Source organism: Streptomyces sp. NBC_01092, from assembly GCF_045039535.1.
Classification (GTDB): Bacteria; Actinomycetota; Actinomycetes; order Streptomycetales; family Streptomycetaceae; genus Streptomyces.
This window is the reverse complement of sequence record NZ_CP108659.1, coordinates 3,073,636-3,098,600: the sequence shown is the minus strand read 5'-3', so window position 1 is coordinate 3,098,600 and position 24,965 is coordinate 3,073,636. Positions and strand designations below refer to the sequence as shown.

At 69.6% G+C, this 24,965-nt stretch carries 24 protein-coding genes and 1 riboswitch; of the genes, 14 read left to right on the top strand and 10 right to left on the bottom strand.

Going from position 1 to position 24,965, the window contains the following annotated elements:
- Positions 1-144: 144 nt before the first annotated feature.
- Entirely contained in the window at positions 145-354 is a 210-nt protein-coding gene (locus OG254_RS13875; RefSeq protein WP_030967407.1) for a hypothetical protein, read from the bottom strand.
- A gap of 131 nt (positions 355-485) precedes the next feature.
- On the opposite strand from OG254_RS13875, the gene OG254_RS13870 reads away from it, so the two are divergent.
- Positions 486-1,460, top strand: coding sequence for a carbohydrate kinase family protein (locus tag OG254_RS13870; RefSeq protein ID WP_351201284.1), 975 nt, complete (start codon positions 486-488; stop codon positions 1,458-1,460).
- Between the two features lie 17 nt (positions 1,461-1,477).
- Here the strand turns inward: OG254_RS13870 and OG254_RS13865 are convergent, their stop codons facing one another.
- A complete protein-coding gene (locus tag OG254_RS13865; RefSeq protein WP_405581259.1) occupies positions 1,478-2,854 on the bottom strand; it encodes a cysteine desulfurase/sulfurtransferase TusA family protein in 1,377 nt (458 codons plus the stop codon).
- Positions 2,855-3,141: 287 nt separating this feature from the next.
- Between OG254_RS13865 and coxB the strand changes: the two genes are divergently transcribed.
- The 4 genes from coxB to OG254_RS13845 all read left to right on the top strand — a co-directional run bounded on the left by coxB (position 3,142) and on the right by OG254_RS13845 (position 7,628).
- Positions 3,142-4,107 carry a cytochrome c oxidase subunit II gene (gene coxB / locus OG254_RS13860; RefSeq protein ID WP_405581256.1) on the top strand — a complete coding sequence of 322 codons (966 nt, stop codon included), beginning with the start codon at positions 3,142-3,144 and terminating at the stop codon, positions 4,105-4,107.
- The gene (gene ctaD / locus OG254_RS13855) at positions 4,104-5,840 is read left to right on the top strand and encodes a cytochrome c oxidase subunit I (protein ID WP_405581253.1); all 1,737 of its coding nucleotides are present in this window, start codon (positions 4,104-4,106) and stop codon (positions 5,838-5,840) included. Before coxB ends, ctaD begins: the two co-directional genes overlap by 4 nt.
- Positions 5,837-6,235, top strand: coding sequence for a cytochrome c oxidase subunit 4 (locus OG254_RS13850; RefSeq protein WP_405581250.1), 399 nt, complete (start codon positions 5,837-5,839; stop codon positions 6,233-6,235). Before ctaD ends, OG254_RS13850 begins: the two co-directional genes overlap by 4 nt.
- A 130-nt stretch (positions 6,236-6,365) precedes the next feature.
- Entirely contained in the window at positions 6,366-7,628 is a 1,263-nt protein-coding gene (locus OG254_RS13845) for an Ig-like domain-containing protein (protein ID WP_405581247.1), read from the top strand.
- Between the two features lie 94 nt (positions 7,629-7,722).
- On the opposite strand, the gene OG254_RS13840 is transcribed toward OG254_RS13845, so the two are convergent.
- Entirely contained in the window at positions 7,723-8,124 is a 402-nt protein-coding gene (locus OG254_RS13840) for a hypothetical protein (protein ID WP_351200127.1), read from the bottom strand.
- A 145-nt stretch (positions 8,125-8,269) separates the two neighbouring features.
- Between OG254_RS13840 and OG254_RS13835 the strand changes: the two genes are divergently transcribed.
- From OG254_RS13835 to OG254_RS13810, 6 genes are all read left to right on the top strand, one after another.
- On the top strand, positions 8,270-8,890 hold the full coding sequence (locus OG254_RS13835) for a heme-copper oxidase subunit III (RefSeq protein ID WP_351200125.1): 621 nt from the start codon (positions 8,270-8,272) through the stop codon (positions 8,888-8,890).
- 79 nt (positions 8,891-8,969) lie between these two features.
- Positions 8,970-9,782 (top strand): c-type cytochrome, encoded by an 813-nt coding sequence (locus OG254_RS13830; RefSeq protein WP_405581243.1) that lies wholly within the window; start codon positions 8,970-8,972, stop codon positions 9,780-9,782.
- Positions 9,779-10,828 carry a Rieske 2Fe-2S domain-containing protein gene (locus OG254_RS13825; protein WP_405581240.1) on the top strand — a complete coding sequence of 350 codons (1,050 nt, stop codon included), beginning with the start codon at positions 9,779-9,781 and terminating at the stop codon, positions 10,826-10,828. The genes OG254_RS13830 and OG254_RS13825 overlap by 4 nt, the downstream gene beginning before the upstream one ends.
- Complete coding sequence (locus OG254_RS13820) at positions 10,825-12,462, top strand: cytochrome bc complex cytochrome b subunit (protein WP_405581238.1); 1,638 nt, start codon at positions 10,825-10,827, stop codon at positions 12,460-12,462. Before OG254_RS13825 ends, OG254_RS13820 begins: the two co-directional genes overlap by 4 nt.
- A gap of 135 nt (positions 12,463-12,597) precedes the next feature.
- Entirely contained in the window at positions 12,598-13,662 is a 1,065-nt protein-coding gene (trpD, locus tag OG254_RS13815) for an anthranilate phosphoribosyltransferase (protein WP_405581236.1), read from the top strand.
- Between the two features lie 202 nt (positions 13,663-13,864).
- Positions 13,865-13,981, top strand: a riboswitch (SAM riboswitch).
- Positions 13,982-14,125: 144 nt separating this feature from the next.
- A complete protein-coding gene (locus tag OG254_RS13810) occupies positions 14,126-15,493 on the top strand; it encodes an aminotransferase class V-fold PLP-dependent enzyme (RefSeq protein WP_405581234.1) in 1,368 nt (455 codons plus the stop codon).
- Here the strand turns inward: OG254_RS13810 and OG254_RS13805 are convergent.
- The 7 genes from OG254_RS13805 to OG254_RS13775 form a co-directional block, all read right to left on the bottom strand.
- Entirely contained in the window at positions 15,448-16,641 is a 1,194-nt protein-coding gene (locus tag OG254_RS13805) for a glycerate kinase (RefSeq protein ID WP_405581232.1), read from the bottom strand. The genes OG254_RS13810 and OG254_RS13805 overlap by 46 nt on opposite strands.
- A gap of 151 nt (positions 16,642-16,792) precedes the next feature.
- Positions 16,793-18,202: an SLC13 family permease gene (locus OG254_RS13800; RefSeq protein WP_405581229.1), complete on the bottom strand. Its 1,410-nt coding sequence runs from the start codon at positions 18,200-18,202 to the stop codon at positions 16,793-16,795.
- Between the two features lie 57 nt (positions 18,203-18,259).
- Positions 18,260-18,922 carry a response regulator transcription factor gene (locus OG254_RS13795; protein ID WP_351200110.1) on the bottom strand — a complete coding sequence of 221 codons (663 nt, stop codon included), beginning with the start codon at positions 18,920-18,922 and terminating at the stop codon, positions 18,260-18,262.
- Positions 18,919-20,358, bottom strand: a complete 1,440-nt coding sequence (locus tag OG254_RS13790) for an ATP-binding protein (protein WP_405581226.1) — start codon at positions 20,356-20,358, stop codon at positions 18,919-18,921. The genes OG254_RS13795 and OG254_RS13790 overlap by 4 nt, the downstream gene beginning before the upstream one ends.
- Positions 20,359-20,426: 68 nt before the next feature.
- Complete coding sequence (locus OG254_RS13785; RefSeq protein WP_405581223.1) at positions 20,427-20,705, bottom strand: small secreted hydrophilic protein; 279 nt, start codon at positions 20,703-20,705, stop codon at positions 20,427-20,429.
- 82 nt (positions 20,706-20,787) lie between these two features.
- Positions 20,788-21,069 (bottom strand): Lrp/AsnC ligand binding domain-containing protein, encoded by a 282-nt coding sequence (locus OG254_RS13780; RefSeq protein WP_351200106.1) that lies wholly within the window; start codon positions 21,067-21,069, stop codon positions 20,788-20,790.
- Positions 21,066-21,827 carry a rhomboid family intramembrane serine protease gene (locus OG254_RS13775; RefSeq protein ID WP_405581220.1) on the bottom strand — a complete coding sequence of 254 codons (762 nt, stop codon included), beginning with the start codon at positions 21,825-21,827 and terminating at the stop codon, positions 21,066-21,068. The genes OG254_RS13780 and OG254_RS13775 overlap by 4 nt, the downstream gene beginning before the upstream one ends.
- Positions 21,828-21,983: 156 nt before the next feature.
- Between OG254_RS13775 and OG254_RS13770 the strand changes: the two genes are divergently transcribed.
- From OG254_RS13770 to OG254_RS13760, 3 genes are all read left to right on the top strand, one after another.
- Positions 21,984-22,223 carry a hypothetical protein gene (locus tag OG254_RS13770; protein ID WP_351200102.1) on the top strand — a complete coding sequence of 80 codons (240 nt, stop codon included), beginning with the start codon at positions 21,984-21,986 and terminating at the stop codon, positions 22,221-22,223.
- Between the two features lie 36 nt (positions 22,224-22,259).
- On the top strand, positions 22,260-23,603 hold the full coding sequence (locus OG254_RS13765; RefSeq protein ID WP_351200100.1) for an NYN domain-containing protein: 1,344 nt from the start codon (positions 22,260-22,262) through the stop codon (positions 23,601-23,603).
- 211 nt (positions 23,604-23,814) lie between these two features.
- Positions 23,815-24,846 carry an NlpC/P60 family protein gene (locus OG254_RS13760; RefSeq protein ID WP_405594978.1) on the top strand — a complete coding sequence of 344 codons (1,032 nt, stop codon included), beginning with the start codon at positions 23,815-23,817 and terminating at the stop codon, positions 24,844-24,846.
- The last annotated feature ends 119 nt before the right edge of the window (positions 24,847-24,965 follow it).

The following is a 24,965-nucleotide window of genomic DNA, read 5'->3' as shown; positions in this document are numbered from 1 at the left end:
CTGACCCGACCCTGTCAAAAGGCCGGTCAGTCGGGTCGTATCCCGCATCCCCTTTACGGGGGACGCCGATGGGACGCAGCGGGGGAGCGCACGGTTCCCTGAAAAGCGCCGATCGCGCCGCCGGAGTTCGATCGGCCCGGCGGGTCAGTCGCCGTAGTCGGACATCGCGTCCAGCAGTCGCGCCGACTTCGACGGCACGGTCACCCCGTGGATGCGTGAGGGGGAGACCGGACGGGAAAGGACACGGTCGGGAGCGGCCCAGTGCGGAGCCATCCGCGCACAGTCACCCAGCAGTGACGCCAGGTCGACCTCCAGGTCGGCCGGAGCAGGGGCGCGGACCTCGAATTTCGTCATAGGCGCACCGTATGCACGGTCGAGCCCGCGAAGAAAGATCTACTATCGGGTAGTTTTGCCTGCTTCTGTGTCCTGGTCACGAACGGTAGCGTGGAATGTCAACCCAACCTCCCCGCAGGAGACTCCTCGCCGTGCGCATCGCAGTCACCGGCTCCATCGCCACCGACCACCTCATGACCTTCCCCGGCCGCTTCGCCGACCAGTTCGTCGCGGACCAGCTGCACACGGTCTCGCTTTCCTTCCTGGTCGACAACCTGGACGTACGCCGGGGCGGCGTAGGCGCGAACATCGCCTTCGGCATGGGTCAGCTGGGCACGAAGCCGATCCTGGTCGGGGCCGCCGGCTCCGACTTCGACGAGTACCGGGCCTGGCTGGACCGGCACGGCGTCGACACCGAATCGGTCCGTATCTCCGAGACCCTGCACACCGCCCGCTTCGTGTGCACCACCGACGCCGACCACAACCAGATCGGCTCCTTCTACACCGGCGCGATGAGCGAGGCCCGGCTGATCGAGCTGAAGACCGTCGCGGACCGCGTGGGCGGCCTTGACCTGGTCCTCATCGGCGCCGACGACCCCGAAGGGATGCTCCGCCACACGGAGGAGTGCCGCTCCCGCGCGATTCCCTTCGCCGCCGACTTCTCCCAGCAGATCGCCCGGATGAACGGCGACGAGATCCGGATACTGCTGGACGGGGCCACCTACCTCTTCTCCAACGAGTACGAGAAGGGACTCATCGAGACCAAGACCGGCTGGACGGACGAGGAGATCCTGTCCAAGGTCGGCCACCGGGTCACCACCCTCGGCTCGCGAGGCGTGCGGATCGAGCAGGCCGGCCAGGACCCGATCGAGGTCGGCTGCGCCGAGGAGGAGCGCAAGGCCGACCCCACGGGCGTCGGCGACGCCTTCCGCGCCGGGTTCCTGTCCGGACTGGCCTGGGGCGTGTCCCTGGAGCGGGCCGCGCAGGTCGGCTGCATGGTCGCGACGCTGGTCATCGAGACGGTGGGGACGCAGGAGTACCAGCTGCGGCGGGCCCACTTCATGGACCGGTTCACCAAGGCGTACGGGCATGAGGCCGGCGAAGAGGTCCGGGTCTACCTGGGCTGAGGACCGGGTAGGGGCGTTCAGGTCAACCGGCGGACCACGTAAGCCGTTCCGTTCTCCGCCGGTTCCTCGCCCACGTACTCCTGACCCCGCATCTCGCACCACGCCGGGATGTCCAGGCGTGCCGCCTCGTCGTCGGCGAGGACCCGGACCAGGCCGCCCACCGGCACCTCGCCGATGACCTTGGCGAGCTCGATGACGGGGATCGGGCACAGCTTGCCTAGGGAGTCCACGACCAGGACGTCGTCACGTACGACCGTCTCGGTGACCGGTGCGCCCAGCTTCTCCCGCACCCCCGCCACCGCCCCCGGCAGCACCTCCAGGAACCGCTCCACGTCCTCCTCCGGCGCCCCGAACGGCAGGGACACCCGCACGTTCCCCTCGCTCAGCACCCCCATCGCCTTCAGCACATGGCTGGGCGTCAGCGTGCTGCTCGTACAGGACGAACCGGAGGAAACGGAGAACTCCGCACGGTCCAGCTCGTGCAGCAGTGTCTCCCCGTCGACATAGAGACAGGAGAAGGTGACGATGCCGGGCAGCCGGCGTTCCGGATCGCCGACCACCTCCACGTCCGGCACCAGCCGCGGCACCCGGGCCCGGATCCGCTCCGTCAGCTCCCGCAGCCGTACCGCCTCTTGGGCCGCCTCCGCCCGCACGGCCCGCAGCGAGGCCGCCGCGGCGACGATCGCCGGGATGTTCTCGAACCCGGCCGCCCGCCCCGACTCCCGCTCGTCCGCGGGCCCTTGCGCGGCGAACCGCACGCCCTTGCGTACCACGAGCAGCCCGACCCCCGACGGACCACCCCACTTATGGGCACTCCCGGTCAACACCGACCAGTCACCCTCAACGCGCCCCCACCCGAGCGACTGCGCCGCGTCCACCAGCAACGGCACCCCGGCCTCCCGGCACGCGGCGGCCACCTCCGCCACCGGCTGCTCGGTGCCCACCTCGTGGTTGGCCGACTGGAGGCAGGCGAGCGCGGTGTCCGCCCGCAGGGCCTGCGCGTACGCCCCCACGCCCACCGCCCCGGAACGGTCCACCGCCACCTGGGTGACCGTGCCGCCCTCGGCCTCGTGCGCATCAGCCGCATGGAGCACAGAGGAGTGTTCGACAGCGGACACAATCAGGTGACGCCCGACCCGCCGCCGCCCGGCCAACACCCCGGCGACACCCGAGTGGACGGCCCGCGTCCCCGATGAGGTGAACACCAACTCATCGGCTCTGCACCCCACGGCCTCGGCGGCAGCCTCCCGAGCAGCGTCCAGGAGCATGCGTGCCCGCCGCCCCTCCCGGTAGAGGCGTGCGGGATCTGCCCACCCCTCATCGAGGGAGGCCAGCAGAGCCTGCCGGGCAACGGGATGCAGAGGAGCACTGGAAGCAGCGTCGAAGTAACTCACACAGCAACGCTAGAACGTCCGGCAACAGGAGCGCCCCAAAGGGGCGCGGGGCGGTGACACCAGCGGCTCCGCCGCGGGGCGCGACAAGCCCCAACAAGCCCGCAGCCGCCAATCAAGCGAACCCCCCACCCCAGTAGGCCCCCCTCCCCGCGAACCCTCGGAGAGCGTCGGCTAGGGTTTGGTCCGCATAAACATCCAAACCCCTGCCCGACGCAGGGCGGCGACCGACCCGCGAGAAGTCAGGCCGCAGCCAATACGCGCGGGCGAGACTCTCGGGAAGGCGCTACGTGAGTCCCAACGGCTCCGACCGCTCGCCGCGGCGCCCGATGCGGCGGAAGCTGCTGCAGGCAATGACTGCGGGCCTGGTCCTGGCGACAGCCACCGGTTGCTCGTACAACTGGGAAGACTTCCCCCGCCTTGGTATGCCCACCCCAGTCACAGAAGAGGCTCCGCGGATCCTCTCCCTGTGGCAGGGATCCTGGGCGGCCGCGCTCGCTACGGGCGTGCTGGTCTGGGGCCTGATCCTGTGGGCGACCATCTTCCACCGGCGCAGCCGCACCAAGGTCGAGGTCCCCCCGCAGACCCGGTACAACATGCCGATCGAGGCGCTGTACACGGTGGTCCCGCTCATCATCGTCTCGGTGCTGTTCTACTTCACGGCCCGCGACGAGACGAAGCTCCTCAGCCTCAAGGACAAGCCCGACGTCACCATCAACGTCGTCGGCTTCCAGTGGAGCTGGGCCTTCAACTACGTCGAGCCCGTCGAGGGCTCCACCGGCAACGCGAAGACCGACAAGAACCTGGACGCGATTCCGGACCGGTTCAAGGAGGACTTCCCGGCGAACGCCGGCGGTGTCTACGACGCCGGCACCCCCGGCACCCGGAACCCGCAGACCGGCAACCCGGGCCCCACCCTGTGGCTGCCCGAGGGCAAGACGGTCCGCTTCGTCCTCACCTCGCGCGACGTCATCCACTCCTTCTGGGTGGTGCCGTTCCTCATGAAGCAGGACGTCATCCCGGGCCACACCAACGCCTTCGAGGTGACCCCCAACCATGAGGGCACCTTCCTGGGCAAGTGCGCCGAGCTGTGCGGCGTCGACCACTCCCGGATGCTGTTCAACGTGAAGGTCGTCTCCCCCGAGCGCTACGAGCAGCACCTCAAGGACCTCGCCAAGAAGGGGCAGACCGGTTACGTTCCCGCCGGCATCGCGCAGACGAGCCACGAGAAGAACCGGGAGACGAACAACCTGTGAGCATCCTCAACGAACCCCAGGGTGCCGCCGCAGCTGAGGACTCGTACGAGAACGAGCTGCCGGTCAGGCGCAGGCAACCCGGCAACGTCGTGGTCAAGTGGCTCACCACCACCGACCACAAGACGATCGGAACGCTGTACCTCGTCACGTCGTTCGCGTTCTTCGTGATCGGTGGCGTGATGGCGCTCATCATGCGCGCCGAGCTCGCCCGGCCCGGTCTGCAGATCGTGTCGAACGAGCAGTTCAATCAGGCGTTCACGATGCACGGCACGATCATGCTGCTGATGTTCGCGACGCCGCTGTTCGCCGGTTTCGCGAACTGGATCATGCCGCTGCAGATCGGCGCGCCGGACGTGGCGTTCCCGCGGCTGAACATGTTCGCCTACTGGCTGTACCTGTTCGGCTCGCTCATCGCGGTGGGCGGCTTCCTCACCCCGGACGGCGCCGCCGACTTCGGCTGGTTCGCCTACAGCCCGCTGTCGGACGCGGTCCGCAGCCCGGGCATCGGCGCCGACATGTGGATCATGGGTCTGGCCTTCTCCGGCTTCGGCACCATCCTCGGCTCGGTCAACTTCATCACCACGATCATCTGCATGCGCGCCCCCGGCATGACCATGTTCCGCATGCCGATCTTCGTGTGGAACGTGCTGCTGACGGCCGTCCTGGTCCTGCTCGCCTTCCCCGTCCTCGCGGCGGCGCTGTTCGCGCTGGAGGCGGACCGCAAGTTCGGCTCGCACATCTTCGACGCGGCGAACGGTGGAGCGTTGCTGTGGCAGCACTTGTTCTGGTTCTTCGGGCATCCAGAGGTGTACATCATCGCGTTGCCGTTCTTCGGCATCATCAGTGAGGTCATCCCGGTCTTCTCCCGCAAGCCGATGTTCGGCTACATGGGTCTGATCGCGGCGACCATCGCCATCGCGGGTCTGTCCGTGACGGTGTGGGCGCACCACATGTACGTCACCGGCGGTGTGCTGCTGCCCTTCTTCTCCTTCATGACGTTCCTCATCGCCGTCCCCACGGGCGTGAAGTTCTTCAACTGGATCGGAACGATGTGGAAGGGCTCGTTGTCCTTCGAGACACCGATGCTCTGGGCGGTCGGCTTCCTCATCACCTTCACCTTCGGTGGTCTGACGGGCGTCATCCTGGCTTCGCCGCCGATGGACTTCCACGTGTCCGACTCGTACTTCGTGGTGGCGCACTTCCACTACGTCGTGTTCGGCACCGTCGTCTTCGCGATGTTCGCCGGCTTCCACTTCTGGTGGCCGAAGATGACCGGCAAGATGCTCGACGAGCGGCTCGGCAAGATGACGTTCTGGACGCTGTTCGTCGGCTTCCACGGCACCTTCCTGGTCCAGCACTGGCTGGGCGCCGAGGGCATGCCGCGTCGTTACGCCGACTACCTCGCGGCCGACGGCTTCACCGCCCTGAACACGATCTCGACGATCAGCTCGTTCGTCCTCGGCGCGTCGCTGCTGCCGTTCTTCTACAACGTGTGGAAGACCGCCAAGTACGGCAAGAAGGTCGAGGTCGACGACCCGTGGGGCTACGGCCGCTCGCTGGAGTGGGCGACTTCCTGCCCGCCGCCGCGGCACAACTTCCTCACTCTGCCGCGGATCCGTTCCGAATCCCCGGCGTTCGACCTGCATCACCCTGAGATCGCCGCTCTCGACCAGCTCGAGAACGCCCCTCACGGTGAGAAGGCCCTGGCTGGTGGCAAGGAGGCCGGCAAGTGAAGGTCCAAGGCAGGATGTTCATGTGGCTGAGCGTCTTCGTCCTCGCCATGGCGGTTGTCTATGGCGTCTGGTCGAAGGAGCCGGCCGGTACCACGGCCCTCTTCCTGGCGTTCGGTCTGTGCATCATGATCGGCTTCTACCTGGGCTTCACCGCCCGGCGGGTCGACGCGGGTGCGCAGGACAACAAGGAAGCGGACGTCGCGGACGACGCCGGCGAGGTCGGGTTCTTCAGCCCGCACAGCTGGCAGCCGCTCTCCCTCGCGATCGGAGGCGCCCTCGCCTTCCTGTCGATCGCGATCGGCTGGTGGCTGATGTACTTCTCGGCGCCGCTGATCCTGGTCGGCCTCTGGGGCTGGGTCTTCGAGTACTACCGCGGTGAGAACCGCACCCAGTAACACGAGCTGAGCTCATCGGGAGCCCGGACACTCCGTCAGGAGGTCCGGGCTCCCTCGTTTGCCGTAATCGGCATCGCCCATACGTGTCACTCGGCGCGCCGCCGTTGACGCCGCTTCCTAGCGTGAAGCCATGAGCAAAATACCGAGCAAGAGCACCGTCATAGGCTGCACGCTCCTGCTGATAGCGCTCGGCGCGAGCGTGGCCGGCTGCAGCAGCGACGGCAACCCGCTGTCCGCCGAGCCGTACGACGCGGCCGACCAGATCGCCTTCAACGGCCCCTCGGGCGACGGCGAGAAGGCCGACCCCGACAAGCCCCTGGAGATCACCGCCGCGGACTCCGACGGCCGGATCACCGACGTCACCGCCAGGGACGCCGCAGGGCGCTACGTCACGGGCGAACTCTCCGCCGACGGCACCAGGTGGCACAGCACCTCTCCGCTGGCCGCCAACGCCCGCTACACGGTCCGCGTGAGCACCGAGGACGAGGACGGCGCCCCCGGCCGCAAGGTCCTCACCTTCGACACCAGCAAGCCGACCAGCAAGAAGCACCTGACGGTGACGTTCGGCCCCAAGGCGGGCAAGTACGGCGTCGGCCAGCCCATCACGGCCGAACTGAGCCGGCCCGTCAAGGACAAGAACCAGCGGGCGACAGTCGAGCGGGCCCTGAGGGTCGACTCCATCCCCGCGGTGGACGGCACCTGGCACTGGGTCGACGACAAGGAACTCCACTACCGGCCCAAGGAGTACTGGCCCGCCGGTGCCACCGTCCGGGCCCGCAGCGACCTGGACGGCGTCAAGGTCAGCGACCGCGTCTGGGGCGGCAAGGGCAAGCCCCTCAAGGTCACCATCGGCGACCAGGTCATCGCCGTCACGGACGCCGCCACCCACCAGTTGACGCTCTACCGCAACGGCGAGGAGGTCAGGTCCATACCCGTCACCACGGGCAAGCCCGGCTTCGAGACCCGCAACGGCGTCAAGGTGATCCTGGGCAAGGAGTACTTCGTACGCATGCGCGGCACGAGCGTCGGCATAGCGGAAGGCTCCGCGGAGTCCTACGACCTACCGGTCTACTACGCCACCCGGGTGACCTGGAGCGGCGAGTACGTCCATGCCGCCCCCTGGTCGGTCGGCTCCCAGGGCTACGCCAACGTCAGCCACGGCTGCACCGGCATGAGCACCGCCAACGCCGAGTGGTTCTTCGACAACGTCCGCGAGGGCGACCTCGTCAAGGTCATCAACTCGAACGGCAACACGATGGAATCGTTCGGCAACGGCTTCGGCGACTGGAACCTGCCCTGGAAGAACTGGCGGGGCGGCAGCGCCCTGGTGGCGGGCACCCCGGACGGCCCGAGCCCGGCGGAGCGGGCAAGACTGAGGCCACAGAGCATCTAGACCGACGGGCGGGCGACCCACCCAAGGGGCGCGGGGAACTGCGCGACCAGCCCCCACGACCCGCAGCCGCCGGATTACCTGCTGAACCGAGCTCCTAGGCGCTCTGCAACCTCTTGCTGCGCAACAACGCAGCCAACGCACCGGCGAACTCCACCGGCTCCACAGGCAACGTCACAGCCGCCTCGGCCCGACTCCACGTGGCCAGCCACGCATCCTGCGGCCGCCCCATCAGCACCAGCACCGGCGGACAGTTGAACACCTCGTCCTTGATCTGCCGGCACACCCCCATGCCCCCCATGGGCACGGCCTCACCGTCCAGGACGCAGACATCGATCCCGCCCTTGTCCAGCTCCCTGACGACGGCCGCAGGGGTCGCACACTCCACGAACTCCACGACGGGAACGTCCGGAGCGGGCCGTCGCCCGGTCGCCAACCTCACCTGCTCACGGGTGTTGGAGTCGTCGCTGTAGACCAGCACCGTGGCGGTCGGCTGCATTGTTCCTCCGTGACATCAGCGTCGTAAGGACAGGCCCGTTGGGCCGGATGCTACTCCCTTGAACACCACGTCAACACCGGTACGACAGGGGAAGACACTCCGAACGGCACCCCCCGGAGTGAGGGCGGGATAAGCGACCGACATAATGTCGGTCGTGGCGACAGCAACGACAGTAGAAACCGGGCACGCGCACCCGTCGGTCAACCGGCCGAACCTCACCAGCGTCGGAACCATCATTTGGCTGAGTTCCGAGCTGATGTTCTTCGCGGCCCTCTTCGCGATGTACTTCACCCTGCGATCGGTGACGGGGCCCGAGTACTGGGAGTCACAGGCCGAGGCCTTGAACTTCCCGTTCTCGGCGACGAACACCACGATCCTGGTGCTCTCCTCCCTCACCTGCCAGCTCGGCGTCTTCGCCGCCGAGCGCGGTGACGTGAAGAAGCTCCGGGGCTGGTTCATCGTCACCTTCATCATGGGTGCGATCTTCGTCGGCGGTCAGGTGTACGAATACACCGAGCTGGTCAAGCACGAGGGCATCTCGCTCTCGTCCGGCCCGTACGGCTCGGTCTTCTACCTGACCACCGGCTTCCACGGCCTGCACGTGACGGGCGGCCTGATCGCCTTCCTGCTGGTCCTCGGCCGCACCTACGCGGCCAAGAGGTTCACGCACGAGCAGGCGACCGCCGCGATCGTCGTGTCCTACTACTGGCACTTCGTCGATGTCGTCTGGATCGGCCTCTTCGCCACGATCTACATGATCAAGTAGTCGGGCCCGATCCCGCGCGCGTTCCACAACGCACCTTCCAGAAGCATCGACGCAGAAGATCCTGACACCGGGGTAATCCGTGAAAAAGCTCTCCGCACGACGACGCCATCCGCTGGCGGCGGTCGTCGTCCTACTCCTCGCGCTGGCGTGCACGGGGGGGCTGTACGCCGTGTTCGCTCCCGCGGACAAGGCGCAGGCCGAGGAAACCGCCCAGTCCCTCACGATTGAAGAGGGCAAGAAGCTCTACGCCGTCGGCTGCGCCAGCTGCCACGGAACCGGCGGTCAGGGCACCTCCGACGGTCCGAGCCTTGTCGGCGTCGGCGCTGCCGCCGTCGACTTCCAGGTGTCGACGGGCCGTATGCCGGCCGCCACCTCCCAGGGCGCCCAGGTCCCGGCGAAGAAGAACATCTACTCGCAGGCCGAGATCGACCAGCTCGCGGCGTACATCGCCTCGCTGGGTCCCGGTCCGACCGTCCCGACCGAGGAGCAGTACGGCCCCGAGGGAGCGGACATCGCCAAGGGCGGCGAGCTCTTCCGCAACAACTGCGCCCAGTGCCACAACTTCACCGGCAAGGGCGGAGCGCTGACGAAGGGCAAGTACGCACCGACCCTCGAGGGCGTCGACCCGAAGCACATCTACGAGGCCATGGAGACCGGCCCGCAGAACATGCCGTCCTTCCCCGACACCACGCTGTCGGAGCAGAACAAGAAGGACATCATCGCGTACCTCCACGCGGTCAACAGCGACGAGACGGTCAATCCGGGTGGTCTGGAGCTGGGCGGCCTCGGGCCGGTCAGTGAGGGCCTCTTCTCCTGGATCTTCGGTCTCGGTGCCCTGATCGCCGTCGCCATCTGGGTCGCCGCTCGGACCGCAAAGGCCAAGAAGTCATGAGTAGCCAAGACATTCCAGAAGAGAACCTGCCCGCTGAGCAGGACGCCAACGTCGCGGTAGCGGACGAGAAGAACCCCTTCGCGGACCCCGGACTGCCGCCCCACGAGCACCGGGTCCAGGACATCGACGAGCGGGCCGCCCGGCGGTCCGAGCGCGCGGTCGCCCTGCTGTTCACGGTCTCGATGCTGGCCACCGTGGGCTTCATCGCCTCGTACGTGACGATCCCGCACGACAAGTCGGTCTTCGTCTTCCCGATCGGTCACCTCAACGCGCTGAACTTCGCGCTGGGTCTGACCCTCGGTGCGGCGCTGTTCTGCATCGGCGCGGGCGCGGTCCACTGGGCCCGCACCCTGATGTCCGACGAAGAGGTCGCCGACGACCGGCACGCGATCGCCGCGGAGCCCGAGGTCAAGGCCAAGGTCATGGCCGACTTCAAGCAGGGCGCCAAGGAGTCCGCGCTGGGTCGCCGCAAGCTGATCCGCAACACGATGTTCGGTGCGCTGGCCCTGTTCCCGCTCTCCGGCGTCGTCCTGCTGCGTGACCTCGGCCCGCTGCCCGGGACCAAGCTCCGCCACACCCTGTGGTCCAAGGGCAAGCTGCTCGTCAACATGAACACCGACGAGCCGCTGCGTCCCGAGGACGTCGCGGTCGGCTCCCTCACCTTCGTCAAGCCGGAGGGCCTGGAGGAGCACGACCACGACTTCCAGAACGAGATCGCCAAGGCGGCCCTGATGATCATCCGGCTCCAGCCGGACGACATCAAGGACAAGCAGGAACTCGACTGGTCCTACCAGGGCATCGTCGCGTACTCGAAGATCTGCACCCACGTCGGTTGCCCGATCTCCCTGTACGAGCAGCAGACGCACCACGCGCTGTGCCCCTGCCACCAGTCCACCTTCGACCTCGCCGACGGTGCCAAGGTCATCTTCGGCCCGGCCGGTCACCCCTTGCCGCAGCTGCGCATCGGTGTGAACGACGAGGGCTACCTCGAGGCGCTCGGCGACTTCGACGAGCCCGTCGGTCCTGCATTCTGGGAGCGCGGATGAGCACTACAGAGACCACCGAGTCCCGCTCTCGCGGGAAGGCGCCGGCCGGCGAGCGCGTCGCCGACTGGGCCGACGGCCGACTGGGGATCTACTCCCTGGCCAAGGCCAACATGCGCAAGATCTTCCCCGACCACTGGTCGTTCATGTTGGGTGAGGTCTGCCTCTACAGCTTCATCATCATCATCCTCACGGGTGTGTACCTGACGCTGTTCTTCCACCCGTCGATGAACGAGGTGGAGTACCACGGCTCCTACGTCCCGCTCCAGGGACAGCTCATGTCGGAGGCGTTCAGCTCCACGCTGCACATCTCCTTCGACGTGCGCGGTGGTCTGCTCATCCGGCAGATCCACCACTGGGCGGCGCTGATCTTCCTCGCCGGCATGTTCGTGCACATGATGCGCGTGTTCTTCACGGGCGCGTTCCGCAAGCCGCGTGAGATCAACTGGCTGTTCGGCTTCCTGCTGTTCGTCCTGGGCATGTTCACCGGTTTCACCGGTTACTCGCTCCCCGACGACCTGCTCTCCGGCACCGGTGTCCGCTTCACCGAGGGCGCGATCCTGTCCATGCCGATCGTCGGCACGTACATCTCGTTCTTCCTCTTCGGCGGCGAGTTCCCGGGCGTCGACTTCGTGGCCCGCTTCTACTCGATCCACATCCTGCTGCTGCCGGGCATCATGCTCGGCCTGGTGGTCGGCCACCTGATCCTGGTCTTCTACCACAAGCACACGCAGTTCGCGGGCCCCGGAAAGTCCAACAAGAACGTCGTCGGCATGCCGCTGCTGCCGGTCTACATGGCCAAGGCCGGAGGCTTCTTCTTCCTGGTCTTCGGTGTCATCGCGGTCATCGCGGCGATCGCGCAGATCAACCCGATCTGGGCCATGGGCCCCTACCGGCCGGACCATGTGTCCACGGGCGCCCAGCCCGACTGGTACATGGGCTTCGCCGAGGGTCTGGTCCGGTACATGCCGGGCTGGGAGGTCAACTTCTGGGGTCACACGCTCGTCCTGGGCGTGTTCATCCCGCTGGTGCTCTTCGGCCTGGTGCTGATGGCGATCGCGGTCTACCCGTTCATCGAGTCCTGGGTCACCGGCGACAAGCGCGAGCACCACATCCTGGACCGCCCGCGCAACGCCCCGACGCGTACCGCGTTCGGCGTCGCCTGGGTCACGGTGTACATGATCGGCCTGGTCGGCGGTGGCAACGACCTGTGGGCCACCCACTTCCACCTGTCGATCAACGCGGTCACCTGGTTCGTCCGGATCGGCTTCTTCGTCGGACCGGTCCTCGCGTTCATCATCACCAAGCGGATCTGCCTCGGCCTGCAGCGCCGGGACAAGGACAAGGTGCTGCACGGCCGCGAGTCGGGCATCATCAAGCGCCTGCCGCACGGTGAGTTCATCGAGGTGCACGAGCCGCTCAGCCAGGACGCGCTGCACACCCTCACCGCGCACGAGCAGTACCAGCCGCTCGAGATCGGCCCGACGGTCGACGAGAACGGCGTGGAGCGCAAGGTGAAGGGCTCCGAGAAGCTGCGCGCCAAGCTCAGCAAGTCGTACTTCAGCGAGGACGGCCAGATCCCCAAGCCGACCGTCGAGGAGTACAAGGAGATCACGAGCGGCCACGGCCACCACTGATCGCTGCGCACGCCACGGTTGAGGGCCCCGTCCGTTGTACGGACGGGGCCCTTCGCCGTGCCCCGGGGCTGGATAGGGTGGACCTCGTTGAGACTCGTGTCCCGTAGTGCGGGACGCCTGACCCTGGAGCGGCTTATGAGCGCTGTGACCCCCGCCGGAGGCGACACCGCGGCGGCCCGCTCCTGGCCCCTGCTGCTGAACGGCCTGCTGGCCGGCCGGGACCTGTCCGCCGACGACACCGCGTGGGCGATGGACCTGATCATGCGAGGCGAGGCGACGGACGCGCAGATCGCCGGGTTCGTGGTGGCACTGCGGGCCAAGGGCGAGACGGTGCAGGAGATCACCGGGCTCGTCCGGACGATGTACGCGCACGCGAACGTGATCGAGGTGCCGGGACCGACCGTCGACATCGTCGGCACAGGCGGCGACGGGGCGAAGACCGTCAACATCTCCACGATGTCGGCGATCGTCATCGCCGGCACCGGTGCGAAGGTCGTCAAGCACGGCAACCGGGCGGCGTCGTCGGCGTCGGGTGCCTCGGACGTGCTGGAGAAGCTCGGCGTCAATCTGGAACTGCCGGTCGGGCGGGTGGCCCGGGTCGCCGAGGAGGCCGGGATCACCTTCTGCTTCGCGGTGAAGTTTCATCCGTCGCTGCGCCATGTGGCGGCCGCGCGCGGGCAGTTGGGCATCCGGACGACCTTCAACGTGCTCGGTCCGCTGACCAACCCGGCGAAGGTGCGGGCCCAGGCGGTCGGCGTGGCGGACCCGCGCATGGCTCCGATCGTCGCGGGCGTCTTTGCCGAGCGCGGCAACTCCTCACTGGTGTTCCGCGGCGACGACGGCCTCGACGAGCTCACCACCACGGCCACCTCGCGGGTGTGGGTCGTACGCGACGGCAAGGTGACCGAGGAGGCCTTCGACCCGCGCGACGTCGGCATCGAACTGGTGCCGGTGGAGGCGCTGCGGGGCGCTGACGCGTCGTACAACGCCGATGTGGCGCTGCGCCTGCTGAACGGGGAGACGGGGCCCGTACGGGACGCCGTGGTGCTCAACTCGGCCGCCGCGCTGGTGGCGCTGAACCCGACCGATGCCCCGCTCACCGAGCAGATCCGCGCCGCCATGGTGAAGGCGGCGGAGTCGATCGACTCGGGGTCGGCGAAGCGGACGCTCGACCGGTGGGTGGCCGCGAGCAACGCCTGAGCGCTCCGCTGGGTGTGCCGTGATATGCCGTCGTTCGGCTGCGGCGCCGTCGTGGCTGGTCGCGCAGTTCCCCGCGCCCCATCAGGGCGTTGCCGAACCGCAATGGACTTCGCCTGACCCGCTTAGGCCGCACGGGCTTGTCGTCCCGCGATCCGGACACGGGTTGCGGGACGACGATCATTTCGCGTACGTTCCTGTACCAGGTCATGAGTGACAGTCATGAGGCCCCGGCCGACTGTCCGGCAACCCTCCGTCCGTGGCGGGGTGCCCCGGGTGAAGACCAGGCCGTAGGCAGCGAGGTCTACGGCAAGCGCGGGCCCCTCTCGAAACCAGGGGTCCTGGTCGTTCGAGGGAGTCTTCCGTGAGCAAGCGAATGCGATAGGGCCGCAGAGCCCCGCCTCCGCACACCCTTTTCTCTTTCTCGCATGCCCCTCAATCGGCATGCCCCTCACGGGAGTTCGCCATGTCTGCCTCCACCGCTGCCGCCGACCAGTCCGTTTGTGCCTCTCTGCCCGTTCTGGGCCGTGATGTCACCGTCCCGCTCGTCACCGGCGGCGAGGTCACCTACGCCGCGCTCGACTACGCCGCCAGCGCCCCCGCCCTGCAGCGCGTCTGGGACGACGTGGCCGCCTACGCGCCGTACTACGGCAGCGTCCACCGCGGTGCCGGGTACCTCTCGCAGCTCTCCACCGACCTGTTCGAGAACGCCCGCCGGACCGTCGCCGAATTCCTGGACTGCCGCGCCGACGACCAGCTGGTCTTCACCCGGTCCACCACCGACTCGCTGAACCTCCTCGCCGCCGCCCTCCCGGCCGACTGCCAGGTCTTCGTCTTCGAGACCGAGCACCACGCCTCCCTGCTGCCCTGGCGCGACGCCCGCGTCACCTATCTCAACGCGCCCCGCACCCCCCGCCAGGCCGTCGAGACCCTGGAGCGCGCCCTCGCCGAGCGCGACCCCTTCGGCCCGGCCCTGGTCTGCGTCACCGGCGCCTCGAACGTCACCGGCGAGCTGTGGCCGGTCAAGGAGCTCGCGGCGGCCGCGCACGCGCACGGCGCCCGGATCGTGCTCGACGCCGCCCAGCTGGCCCCCCACCACCCGGTGAGCGTGCGTGACCTGGACGTCGACTGGGTCGCCTTCTCGGGCCACAAGCTGTACGCCCCGTTCGGCTCCGGCGTCCTCGCCGGCCGCGCCGACTGGCTGCGCGAGGCCGAGCCGTACCTCGCGGGTGGCGGCGCCAGCCGCAAGGTCTCCCGGCGCGAGGACGGGGGAGTGGACGTCGACTGGCACGACAGCGCCGCCCGGCACGAGGCCGGCTCCCCGAACGTCATCGGCGCCTACTCCATCGCCTCCGCCTGCAAGGCGCTGACGGAGGCGGGGTTCGACAGCCTGGTCGCCCGTGAGCAGTACCTGATCGAGAAGGTGCAGGCCGGTCTCGCCGAGGTGCCGGCCGTCCGCATCCTCTCCCTCTTCGGCGACGACGCCCCGCGCGTCGGCGTCATCTCCTTCGTCGTCGAGGGCTGGAACAGCTCCCACTTCGCCGCCGCCCTGTCCGCCGAGTACGGCATCGGGGTGCGGGACGGCCTGTTCTGCGCCCACCCGCTGGTGCGGACGCTGCTCGGCAGTGACCCGCAGGCCCAGGGCGAGTGCGGGGCCCCGGAGGCGGCGCCGGGAGAGAAGTCCCTCAACGCGATCCGGGTGAGCTTCGGCGCCGGTACGCCGGACGAGCACGTCGAGCGGTTCGTGAACGCCGTGAAGGAGCTCGTGACGGACGGCGCCCGGTGGAACTACCGCACCGAGGACGGCCGTTGCGTGCCGGACACCTCCGCGTGAGCCGGTAGCCGGGCGCCCAGCAGGATCATCCGCAGGGCGCGCTCGGTCGCGTCCGTGAGGAGCTCGGAGGCCCGCACGAGGGCCTCCGCCAGAGCCATCGGCGCCGGCAGGATCCCGCTGAACGCGTCGACGCCGGGCACGTCCCGCGCGCCCTCGCTCAGCGTGCCCGCCAGCACGAGCACCGGGCGGCCGTACAGCTTGGCCCGGCGGGCCACCTCGGCCGGGACCTTGCCGTGGGGCGTCTGGTGGTCCAGGGCGCCCTCCGCGGTCACGACGAGGTCGGCGCGGGCGAGGCGGGCGTCGAGGTCGAGGTGGTCGAGGAGGACGTCGAAGCGGGGGAGCAGGCGGGCGCCGAGTGCAGCGAGCCCGGCGCCCAGGCCGCCGGAGGCTCCGGTGCCGGGGCCGCCGTACAGGTCCGTGTCCAGGACCCCCAGGTCACGGGTGAGGACCCGCGCCCAGTTCTCGAGGCCTGCCGACAGCTCCTCCACCTGCGCGGGCGTCGCGCCCTTCTGCGGGCCGAAGACGCGGGCCACGCCGCGCTCGCCGCACAGCACGTTGTACGGGTTGCAGGCGACCAGCAGGTCGACGTCCCGTAGGCGCGGGTCCAGGCCGGACGGGGCGATCCGGGCCAGCCTGGTCAACTCGCGCCCTCCGTGCGGGAGTTCGAAGCCGTAGGCGTCCAGCAGCCGGGCGCCGAGGGCCTGGAGCGCGCCCGCGCCCCCGTCCGACGTACCCGAGTCGCCGCAGCCGATCAGGATCCGCCGTACGCCCGTGTCGAGCGCGGCGCGGATCAGCTCGCCGACGCCGTACGTCGTCGTGGCGCCCGGGTCGCGCAGGGCGCGCGGCACGAGAGACAGTCCGGCGACCGCGGCCATCTCCACCACCGCCGTGTCCCGGGAGCCGAGCAGGGCGAAGTGGCTGCCGATGCGTTCGCCGACCGGGCCCGTGGCGGGCAACGCGACGAGGCGTCCGTCGGTCGCGGCGGCCAGCGCGGTGGCGGTGCCCTCGCCGCCGTCCACCAGCGGGATCAGATCGAGCACGGCGTCCGGCAGGACGCGACGCACACCGTCCGCGATGGCATCGGCGGCGGCCTGGGCGGACAGCGACTCCTTGAAGCCACTGGGGGCGACGACGACTCGGCTCAGCATCAGAGGTCTCCTAGGCAGATCGGACGAATGCGCAACGCCCCGAGGGGCAACGCCCTCAAGGGGCGCGGGGCCGTGTTGAACATGCGGCTCCGCCGCGTGGGCGCGACCAGCCACAACGGCGCCGCAGCCACCCGACGACATGACGCGGCACTCACAGCGGAACACCCAACAGCGGCCACACCGCGACGGCGAACAGCAGAACGAGCGCGGCCGTCAGCGGGGCCAGGACGGCGGACAGACGCAAAAGGTCACGCGGCGTGTAGGTAGGCGTCCCGGGCAGGTCGGAGAAGAGCGCGACCGGCTTCGCGGAGGCCGGCAGCGTGTGGCAGAAGCCCGCCGCGGCCGTGGACGCAAGCGCCGCGGCGACCGGATTCACCCCGGCCCCCACCGCCGCCGCGACCACCAGCGGCACCAACACCGACGAACGGGCCGAGCGGGACTGAAGGACCAGGTGGGCCGCCGTACTGATCGCGATCACGACGGTCAGGAAGAGGAGCGGGCTGACTCCACCGGGAAGCCCGGCGACCAGCCACTCCGCGGCCCCGGAGTCGGCGAGCGCGACCCCCATCGCCATCGTCGCCGCCATGAACAGCAGCAGCGACCAGGGGACCGTCTTCAGCGCGTCCTTCAGATGCACGGTGCCGAGGGCCGGCGAGGCCGCCACCACCGCGCCGATCAGCGCCACGACCGCCGGCGGCACCCGGTGCAGCGGCTCGCTGCACCACAGCAGGACGACCGTGCCGAGCAGCAGCGCGCACCGCTTCTCGGCCTGCGACCACGGGCCCGTGACGGGCCGCTCGCTGTGCTCCTGGATCTGCTCGGGGGTGATCCGCACGGCGCCCTTGCGGTCCGTGCGCCGGGTGGACGTCAGGAGTACGGCCTCGGCGGCCAGGTGGGACGACGCCACGGCCAGCGGCAGGCCCAGCAGCAGCCACTCGGTGAAGCCGATCCGGTGGCCCGTGGCCTGCCACAGCACCGACACCGTGATCAGATGCGCACCCGCCCCGATCAGGGTCGCCACCGCCGACAGCAGGATCACGGTCGGGAACAGCAGCGCCAGCATCACGACCAGCCGTCTCCGGTCGGCCAGCGCCTTGGCGAGGGCGAGGAACACCGGCAGCGCGAGGGCGGCCCGCCCCGAGGTGGCCGGCACCGCGAACGCTGTGACGACCAGCGCGGCCGTGGTCAGGTGCACGAGCTGCCGTACCGTGCGCGCCCCGCCGACCAGGAACGCCGCCGCCCGCCCCGCGAGGCCCGTCCGGGTCACCGCGGCCGCCAGCACGAAGGCGCAGATCAGCAGCCACACCGTGGAGTCGCCGAGGGTGCCGAAGAGGGTGTCGCTGCTGATCACCCCGGTCACCGTCAGGGCGAGCCCGGCGCCCAGCGCGATGTACGTGTCGTCGACCGGCGCGGCGATCCAGGCGCAGGTCGCCAGGGCGAACACGGCGAGGGTGAGGCGGGCGTCGGCGCCGAGGCCCGTGAAGTTGCCGGGCACGGCGAGCAGCGCGCACAGGGAGAGCGCCGCGCAGAGGGCCGCGCTCCGACGGAGGTTCAGGGTCACGTCATCGAGGGTTCACCTGAGCCGTGAGTCCTCGATGAGCGGCACATGAAGGAGACTTCACGCGGGCAGGCGGTACCCCATGCCCCGTACCGTCTCCACCTGCTGCGCCCCCAGTTTCTTGCGCAACGCTCGCACGTACACGTCCACGATGTTCGACCCGGGGTCGAAGTCGTAGCCCCACACGTGCGACAGGATCTGCTCGCGGGACAGTACCTGCCCGGGGTGCCTCAGGAACAGCTCCAGGAGCACGAATTCACGGGCCGTCAGGTCGACCGTCCGCTCCCCGGCCCGCGCCCGCCGGGTGCGCAGGTCCAGGGTGAGCGAGCCGGACCGCAGCACCGTCACCTCAGGCGCCCGGGCCGCCGTACGCAGCCGGAGCCGCACCCTCGCGAGGAGTTCCTCGAAGCGGAACGGCTTGGTCATCCAGTCGTCGGCGCCGCCCTCCAGACCGGCCACCGTGTCCCGTACGGAGTCCCGCGCGGTCAGCACGATCACCGGGACCGTCACCCGGGCCTCGCGCATCTCGCGCAGCACGGTGAAGCCGTCCCGGCCGGGCAGGCCGATGTCGAGAACCACCAGGTCGAAGGCGCCCGTGACGGCGTACTCGTACGCCGCCTCGCCGTCGCCGACGACGGTCGTGGTGAAGCCGTTCGAGCGCAGGCCCTTCTCAACGAAGGAGGCGATGCGCTCCTCGTCCTCGACGATGAGGATCCGGTTCACGTCTGCCCCTCTCCCAGTGCCAGTACGAAGGTGGCGCCGCCGCCCGCCGTGGCGCGCAGCCGCACCCGGCCGCCGTGCGCCTCGGCGATGGCCCGGACGATCGACAGGCCGAGCCCGGCGCCGGAGCCCCGGGCGCCGCGCCGGGACGTGCCGCGCCGGAACCGTTCGAAAATCACGTCGGCGTCCTGCGGCTGGACACCGCAGCCGGAGTCGGCGACGTACAGCTCGATGCCCTGGCCGTCGGCGCGGGAGCCGATCCGGACGCGGCTCCCGGGCGCGGTGTGCTGCACGGCGTTCTGGGCGAGCTGGACCATCGCCTGCGTGATCCGCTGCGGGTCCAGCGCGGCCTCGACGTCGGCCACCTCGGCGAGCTGCCAGTCCCGTTCGCCGAGGGTGCGGGCCTTGACGTAGACGTCGGCGGTGAGCTCGGCGAGCTGGACCGGCTCGGGGGTGACGAAGTCGGGGCGCTCGGCCTTGGCGAGCAGCAGCAGGTCCTCGACGATGCGGCTCATCCGGTCCAGCTCGTCGGTGACCAGCCGTATCGTCTCCTCGCGCTCCGCCGGGTCGTCGCCCATCAGCTCCAGATGGCCGCGCACGATGGTGATCGGCGTGCGCAGCTCGTGGCCGGCGTCGTCGACGAACTCGCGCTGGGCGGCGAAGGCCCCCTCCAGCCGGTCGAGCATCGCGTTGAAGGTCTCCGCGAGCGCGGCGATGTCGTCGCGCCCGTGCACCGGGATACGGCGGGTGAGGTCCTGCTCGGTGAGCTGCGCGGCCGCGGTGCGCACCAGCCGTACGGGCTTCAGGATCCGCCCGGCGACCGCCCACCCGATGCCGGTCGTCAGCAGCAGGGCGACGCCGGAGATGGCGAGCAGGGTGCGGAACTCCTCGTTCACCGCGGCCTGTTGGCGCCCCGGGTGGAAGGCGACGACGAACGCGGCCTCCGTCTCGCCGCCCGCCCGCGCGACGGCGACCTTGGCCCAGCGGATCTCCCCGGACGGCCGGTCGACCGTGCCCGTGGAGTCGGGTGAGCCGAAGATACGGCGGCGGGCGTCGGCGTCCTCGTGCAGCGGCACGGCGACCGGGATGCCGCGCGGCTGGATGATCTGGGCCGGGGTGTCGCCCGCGCGGCCCACCAGGCCGATCAGCTCCTCGTCGGGGTCGGCGTACTGCCGTACCAGGAACTCGCGCAGCAGCCGGGACGGGTCGGTGAACGGGCGGCCGGTCTCGGGGTCGACGCCGCGCTCCTCGAAGTTGGCGAACTCGCCGGCCTCCTGCGCGAGCAGCCCGTTCGCCCGGTGGTCGACGTCCCGCAGCAGGATCGAGCGCGTGGTCGTGGCCACGGACACCAGGCCCACGGCCATCACGAGCAGCAGCCACAGCAGGATCCGGACCCGGGCGGAGACCCGCCGGGGCGCGGGGCTAGCGGGTGTCGCCATAAGGCACCGTTGCACCGTTCCTCGCGGCCGCGCCCGACAGGCGGCGTAGCCGCCCTCCAGGGCAGCGCTCAGCCGTCGTCCCCGGGCTCGCCGAGGTCGTCGTCGGGGGCGTCGTCATCGTCATCGCTCGCGGGGCTGTCGGTCACCGGTGGGCGGGAGACGACCTCGTCGCTCGGCGTCGGCGCGGGCCGGCTGGGCGTCGGCGTGGGGGAGCCGCTGTCCAGCTCCACCCTGGGCGGCACCTCGGGCGACTTCGGCTGGTCGGTGAGGGCGAAGCTGGTCGCGGCGATGCCCAGCGGGATCGCCACGACGGCGGCCAGGGCCGCGATCCGGTGCGTGAAGGCCATACGGGCGATCCTGCCCACGGCGCACGGCGTTCAGGATGAGCCCAGGATGAAGAACTCCTCATCCTGAGCGACGCCCCGGGTGTCAGCTGTCCAGGCCGATGGCGAAGGCGGCCTCCATGTCGTGCTGCGAGTAGGTGCGGAACGCCACGTGGGTGTCCGTCCCCTCGACGCCGGGGATCTTGCTGATCCGGCCGGGGATGACCTCGGCCAGCTCCTCGTGCTCCTTCACCCGCACCATGGCGATCAGGTCATAGGTGCCGGTGACGGAGAAGACCTCGGTCACGTTCTCCAGCGAAGCGATCCGCTCCGCGATCTCGGGGATCCGGTCCACGCTGGTCTTGATCAGGACGATCGCGGTGATCACGGCTGGTTCTCTCCCTCGGGGGCCGGAGCTGGGGCGGCTTTCACTCTAGTGGGCCGCCCGAACCGGGCCCACGCGTAGCCGAAGCCCAGGCCGAAGCCCACCAGGTGCGCCAGATACGCCACCCCGGGCCCCTGGGCCGCCCGCCCGGCCGCCACCCACTGCAGAGCCGCCCAGAAGGGCAGCACGACCCAGGCCGGGAAGCGCAGCGGAAGGAAGAGCAGGAACGGCAGCAGGCTTGTCACCCGCGCTCCGGGGAAGAGGAAGAGGAACGCGCCGAGGACGGCCGAGATCGCCCCGGACGCGCCGACCAGGGACTGGGTGGAGTCGTCATTGGCGGCGGCGTAGCCCAGCAGGGCCAGGTAGCCGCAGCCGAGGTAGAACAGCGTGAACTGGACGCGGCCCATCCGCTCCTCGGTCATCGCGCCGAAGACGTAGAGGAAGAGCATGTTGCCGAGCAGGTGCACCCAGCTGCCGTGGACGAACAGGGCCGTGGCGGGGGTGAGGACGGCCCGCGGCGCGCCCTCGAACAGCTCCGCGGGCACCACGCCCCAGCGGTGGAAGTAGGCCCGCTGCGCGGCGATCAGCCCCTCGCCGGAGCCGTACGCCGGATTGAGTCCCGCCGCCGGGCCCAGCACGAAGACCAGGCAGCACAGGATGATCAGCCCGTATGTCACCGGCGCCGACGACCCGGGGGCCGATCGGCCCCCGGCACCGCCGAACCGAGCCCGGAAATGCGCCACGCTCCAGTTGCCGATCATGAACACAGAGCATGACGTAACCGGACGCACTCGCACAGACCGCCTCGCCGCCGCGGACGGACGGGCGACGAGTACCCGCCAGGCCGTAGGGTTACGAGCCACACGCACCGGGGAGTCCGGCGCGTCACGGAAACCAGAAGGAAGCGGACAGCCACGATGACGGTTCCCCTCCCGACCGCCTCGACGCGGTGGCGCTGCACGCTCTGCGGCAACCTCACGCGCTTCGACGTGACGCGTTCGTCCAAGGTCGTGGAGTACATGCACCTCGATCTGGCAGGCGAGCCGAAGGTCGAGGAGCGCGAGGTGCTCAGTGAGACGATCGAGTCGGTCCGCTGTCGCTGGTGCAACGCGGTCGACAAGGTGGAACTCGTGGACAGGCCGGGCGCCGGCTCCTGAGGGGAGCGGCTCCCGCACAGCATTGGGGTGTGACGGATGGTGGAGACACAAGGCGGGGAGCCGGGCGACGGCGCCGCTGAGGTGCTCGACCGTCCGCTGCCCGACGGCGTGCGGCGCAAGGTCGTACAGATCGTGTCCGACGGCTTCGGCGGTCTGACCGTCGGTGAACTGCCCGCACAGCTGAGGCAGTACGCCAGATTCGCGCCGAACCGGCGGGCCAAGTTCGCGGGCAACGCGATGGCCGCCGCGCTGGAGACCGATCCGCTGTTCCGCCAGCGCATCGGCGAGAAGCTCAGAGATGCCCAGCCGGAGCTCACCGGCGCCCTCGACTCCGGCTCGGCGCCTGCGGCCGCGGACCCGCTCGACGTGGCGGCCGCGGCCTATGTTCTGCGGCCCACCGGTTGGGTCAAGCTGGTCACGGCGGCCGGCGAGGAGGCCCAGCGGGCCGACGCCGAGCGCGCCGACGAGGAGACCCGGGCCGAGCTGGAGCGGCTGCGCGAGGAACTCGCCGAGGCGCGGGACCACACCCGGCACGAGACCGAGCGGCTGCGCACCGAGCTGGACGCGGCCAAGAAGGAAGCCGAATCGCTTCACCGCAAGCTGCGCTCCGCCCTCAGTGACGTCAAGCGCGGCGAGGCCGCCCTGCGCAAGGTCCAGGGCGAGATCGAGAGCATGCGCGCCGAGGGGCACGCGCAGGTCTCCGCGGCCGAGAGCGAGAGCCGGCGGCTCAAGGCGCGGCTCGGGGAGGCCGAGGCGGCCCTGGAGGCCACGCGCAGAGCGGCGCGGGAGGGGCGCAGCGTCGAGGACATGCGCGTCCGGCTGCTGCTGGACACCCTGCTGGACGCCGCCCAAGGGCTGCGCAGGGAGCTGGCGTTGCCGCCGGTCTCCGTACGCCCCGCCGAGACCGTGGACGCGGTCGAACCGGGACGAATGACCCCCAAGGACATCGCCGCGCGGGCGCTGTCCGAGAACGACCCCGCGATCCTCGACCAGCTTCTCGCCCTGCCGCAGGCCCACTTGGTGGTCGACGGCTACAACGTCACCAAGACCGGCTATCCCCAGATGCCGCTGGAGAAGCAGCGCCTCAGGCTCCTCGGCCAGCTCTCGCAGCTGGCCGCGCAGACCGGCGCCGAGGTGACCTGTGTCTTCGACGGCGCCGAGCTGGCCGCGCCGGTGCTCCTCGCGCCGCCGCGCGGGGTGCGGGTGCTGTTCTCCAAGCCGGGCGTGACCGCCGACGAGCTGATCCGCCAGCTGGTGCGCGCCGAGCCGCCGGGCCGTCCGGTCATCGTCGCCTCGACCGACCGCGAGGTCGCCGACGGCGTGGCCAAGGCCGGCGCGCGTCCCGTGGCTTCTGCGGTGCTTCTGAAGCGACTGTCCTGAATCGGCCAACGTACGGGCGCAATGCCCGAATTGGTGGGACCGTTACGCAACGTAGCGTCAACCGCGCATCACACCATGTGAGTTGTGTGTAAAGAATGATGTGTGTGACGAGATTTTTCCTGTGAGGATTTGATCTGATCACAAGAGGGTCACTAGGGTCTGGCCTCGAACCTCCGAGCGGGTGATCACTCAGAAGAAGGGTTTCACCTCAGTGGCGTCCCACCGTCGACCGAAGCAGCCGAGCCGGGCACGCGTGACCGTGCTCACCACCGCGGCGGCTGCTGCCGTGGCCATCAGTTCGCAGGCGGCCAACGCGGCCCCCAGCGAGAAGCCGAGCAAGGACGAGGTCAAGGCCAAGGTCGACAAGCTCTACGAGGAGGCCGAGCAGGCCACCGAGAAGTACAACGGCGCCAAGGAGAAGCAGGAGAAGCTCCAGAAGGAGATCTCCACCATCCAGGACAACGTGGCCCGCGGTCAGGAAGACCTGAACGAGCTGCGTGACTCGATGGGCCTCGCGGCCGCCTCCCAGTACCGCACCGGCAGCATCGACTCCTCGATCCAGCTGTTCCTGTCGTCCGACCCGGACGACTACCTGGACAAGGCCTCCACGATGGACCAGCTGAGCGCTCAGCAGGTCGAGTCGCTGAAGAAGGTCCAGGAGAAGCAGCGCGAGCTCGCCCAGCAGCGCGCCGAGGCCGCCGAGAAGCTCAAGGACCTCTCCTCGACCCGGACCGAACTGGGCAAGAAGAAGAGCGAGGTCCAGTCCAAGCTCGGCGAGGCGCAGAAGCTCCTCAACAGCCTGACGGCCGCCGAGAAGGCCGCCCTCGCCGCCGCGGAGGACCGCGCCAGCCGCTCCGCCGCCGACCGCGTCGACCTCGGCAACGTCGGCTCCGCCTCCGGCCGGGCCCAGGCCGCCTTCCAGGCCGCCCAGAGCCAGATCGGCAAGCCGTACGTCTACGGCGCCACCGGCACCGCCTCCTACGACTGCTCGGGCCTGACCTCCTGGGCCTACGCCCAGGCCGGCGTCGGCATCCCCCGCACCTCGCAGGCCCAGGCCAACGCCGGGACGCACCTGTCGATGAGCGAACTCAAGGTCGGCGACCTGGTCATCTTCTACGGCGACCTGCACCACGTCGGCCTCTACGCCGGCAACGGTCAGGTGCTGCACGCCCCGCGCTCCGGCACGGTCGTGCGCTACGAGTCGATCAACAACATGCCGTTCCAGTTCGGCGTCCGCGTCTGACCCCGGCTCAGCGCCTGCAAGATCAACACAGCGTGCCGCCCGAACGAGCGAATTACGGCACCGCCGACTGACCCCACGCCCCGCCCATGACCTGCGTCAGAGGCGGGGCGTCACTTTGT

Excerpts from the sequence above, each read along its gene's own strand:
- OG254_RS13825 (WP_405581240.1), top strand. The coding sequence starts at position 9,779 with ATGAGTAGCCAAGACATTCCAGAAGAGAACCTGCCCGCTGAGCAGGAC.
- OG254_RS13775 (WP_405581220.1), bottom strand. The coding sequence starts at position 21,827 with ATGATCGGCAACTGGAGCGTGGCGCATTTCCGGGCTCGGTTCGGCGGT.
- OG254_RS13835 (WP_351200125.1), top strand. The coding sequence starts at position 8,270 with ATGTCGGTCGTGGCGACAGCAACGACAGTAGAAACCGGGCACGCGCAC.
- OG254_RS13840 (WP_351200127.1), bottom strand. The coding sequence starts at position 8,124 with ATGCAGCCGACCGCCACGGTGCTGGTCTACAGCGACGACTCCAACACC.
- trpD (WP_405581236.1), top strand. The coding sequence starts at position 12,598 with ATGAGCGCTGTGACCCCCGCCGGAGGCGACACCGCGGCGGCCCGCTCC.
- OG254_RS13790 (WP_405581226.1), bottom strand. The coding sequence starts at position 20,358 with ATGGCGACACCCGCTAGCCCCGCGCCCCGGCGGGTCTCCGCCCGGGTC.
- OG254_RS13810 (WP_405581234.1), top strand. The coding sequence starts at position 14,126 with ATGTCTGCCTCCACCGCTGCCGCCGACCAGTCCGTTTGTGCCTCTCTG.
- OG254_RS13875 (WP_030967407.1), bottom strand. The coding sequence starts at position 354 with ATGACGAAATTCGAGGTCCGCGCCCCTGCTCCGGCCGACCTGGAGGTC.
- OG254_RS13785 (WP_405581223.1), bottom strand. The coding sequence starts at position 20,705 with ATGGCCTTCACGCACCGGATCGCGGCCCTGGCCGCCGTCGTGGCGATC.
- OG254_RS13820 (WP_405581238.1), top strand. The coding sequence starts at position 10,825 with ATGAGCACTACAGAGACCACCGAGTCCCGCTCTCGCGGGAAGGCGCCG.
- OG254_RS13845 (WP_405581247.1), top strand. The coding sequence starts at position 6,366 with ATGAGCAAAATACCGAGCAAGAGCACCGTCATAGGCTGCACGCTCCTG.
- OG254_RS13805 (WP_405581232.1), bottom strand. The coding sequence starts at position 16,641 with ATGCTGAGCCGAGTCGTCGTCGCCCCCAGTGGCTTCAAGGAGTCGCTG.
- OG254_RS13765 (WP_351200100.1), top strand. The coding sequence starts at position 22,260 with ATGGTGGAGACACAAGGCGGGGAGCCGGGCGACGGCGCCGCTGAGGTG.
- OG254_RS13770 (WP_351200102.1), top strand. The coding sequence starts at position 21,984 with ATGACGGTTCCCCTCCCGACCGCCTCGACGCGGTGGCGCTGCACGCTC.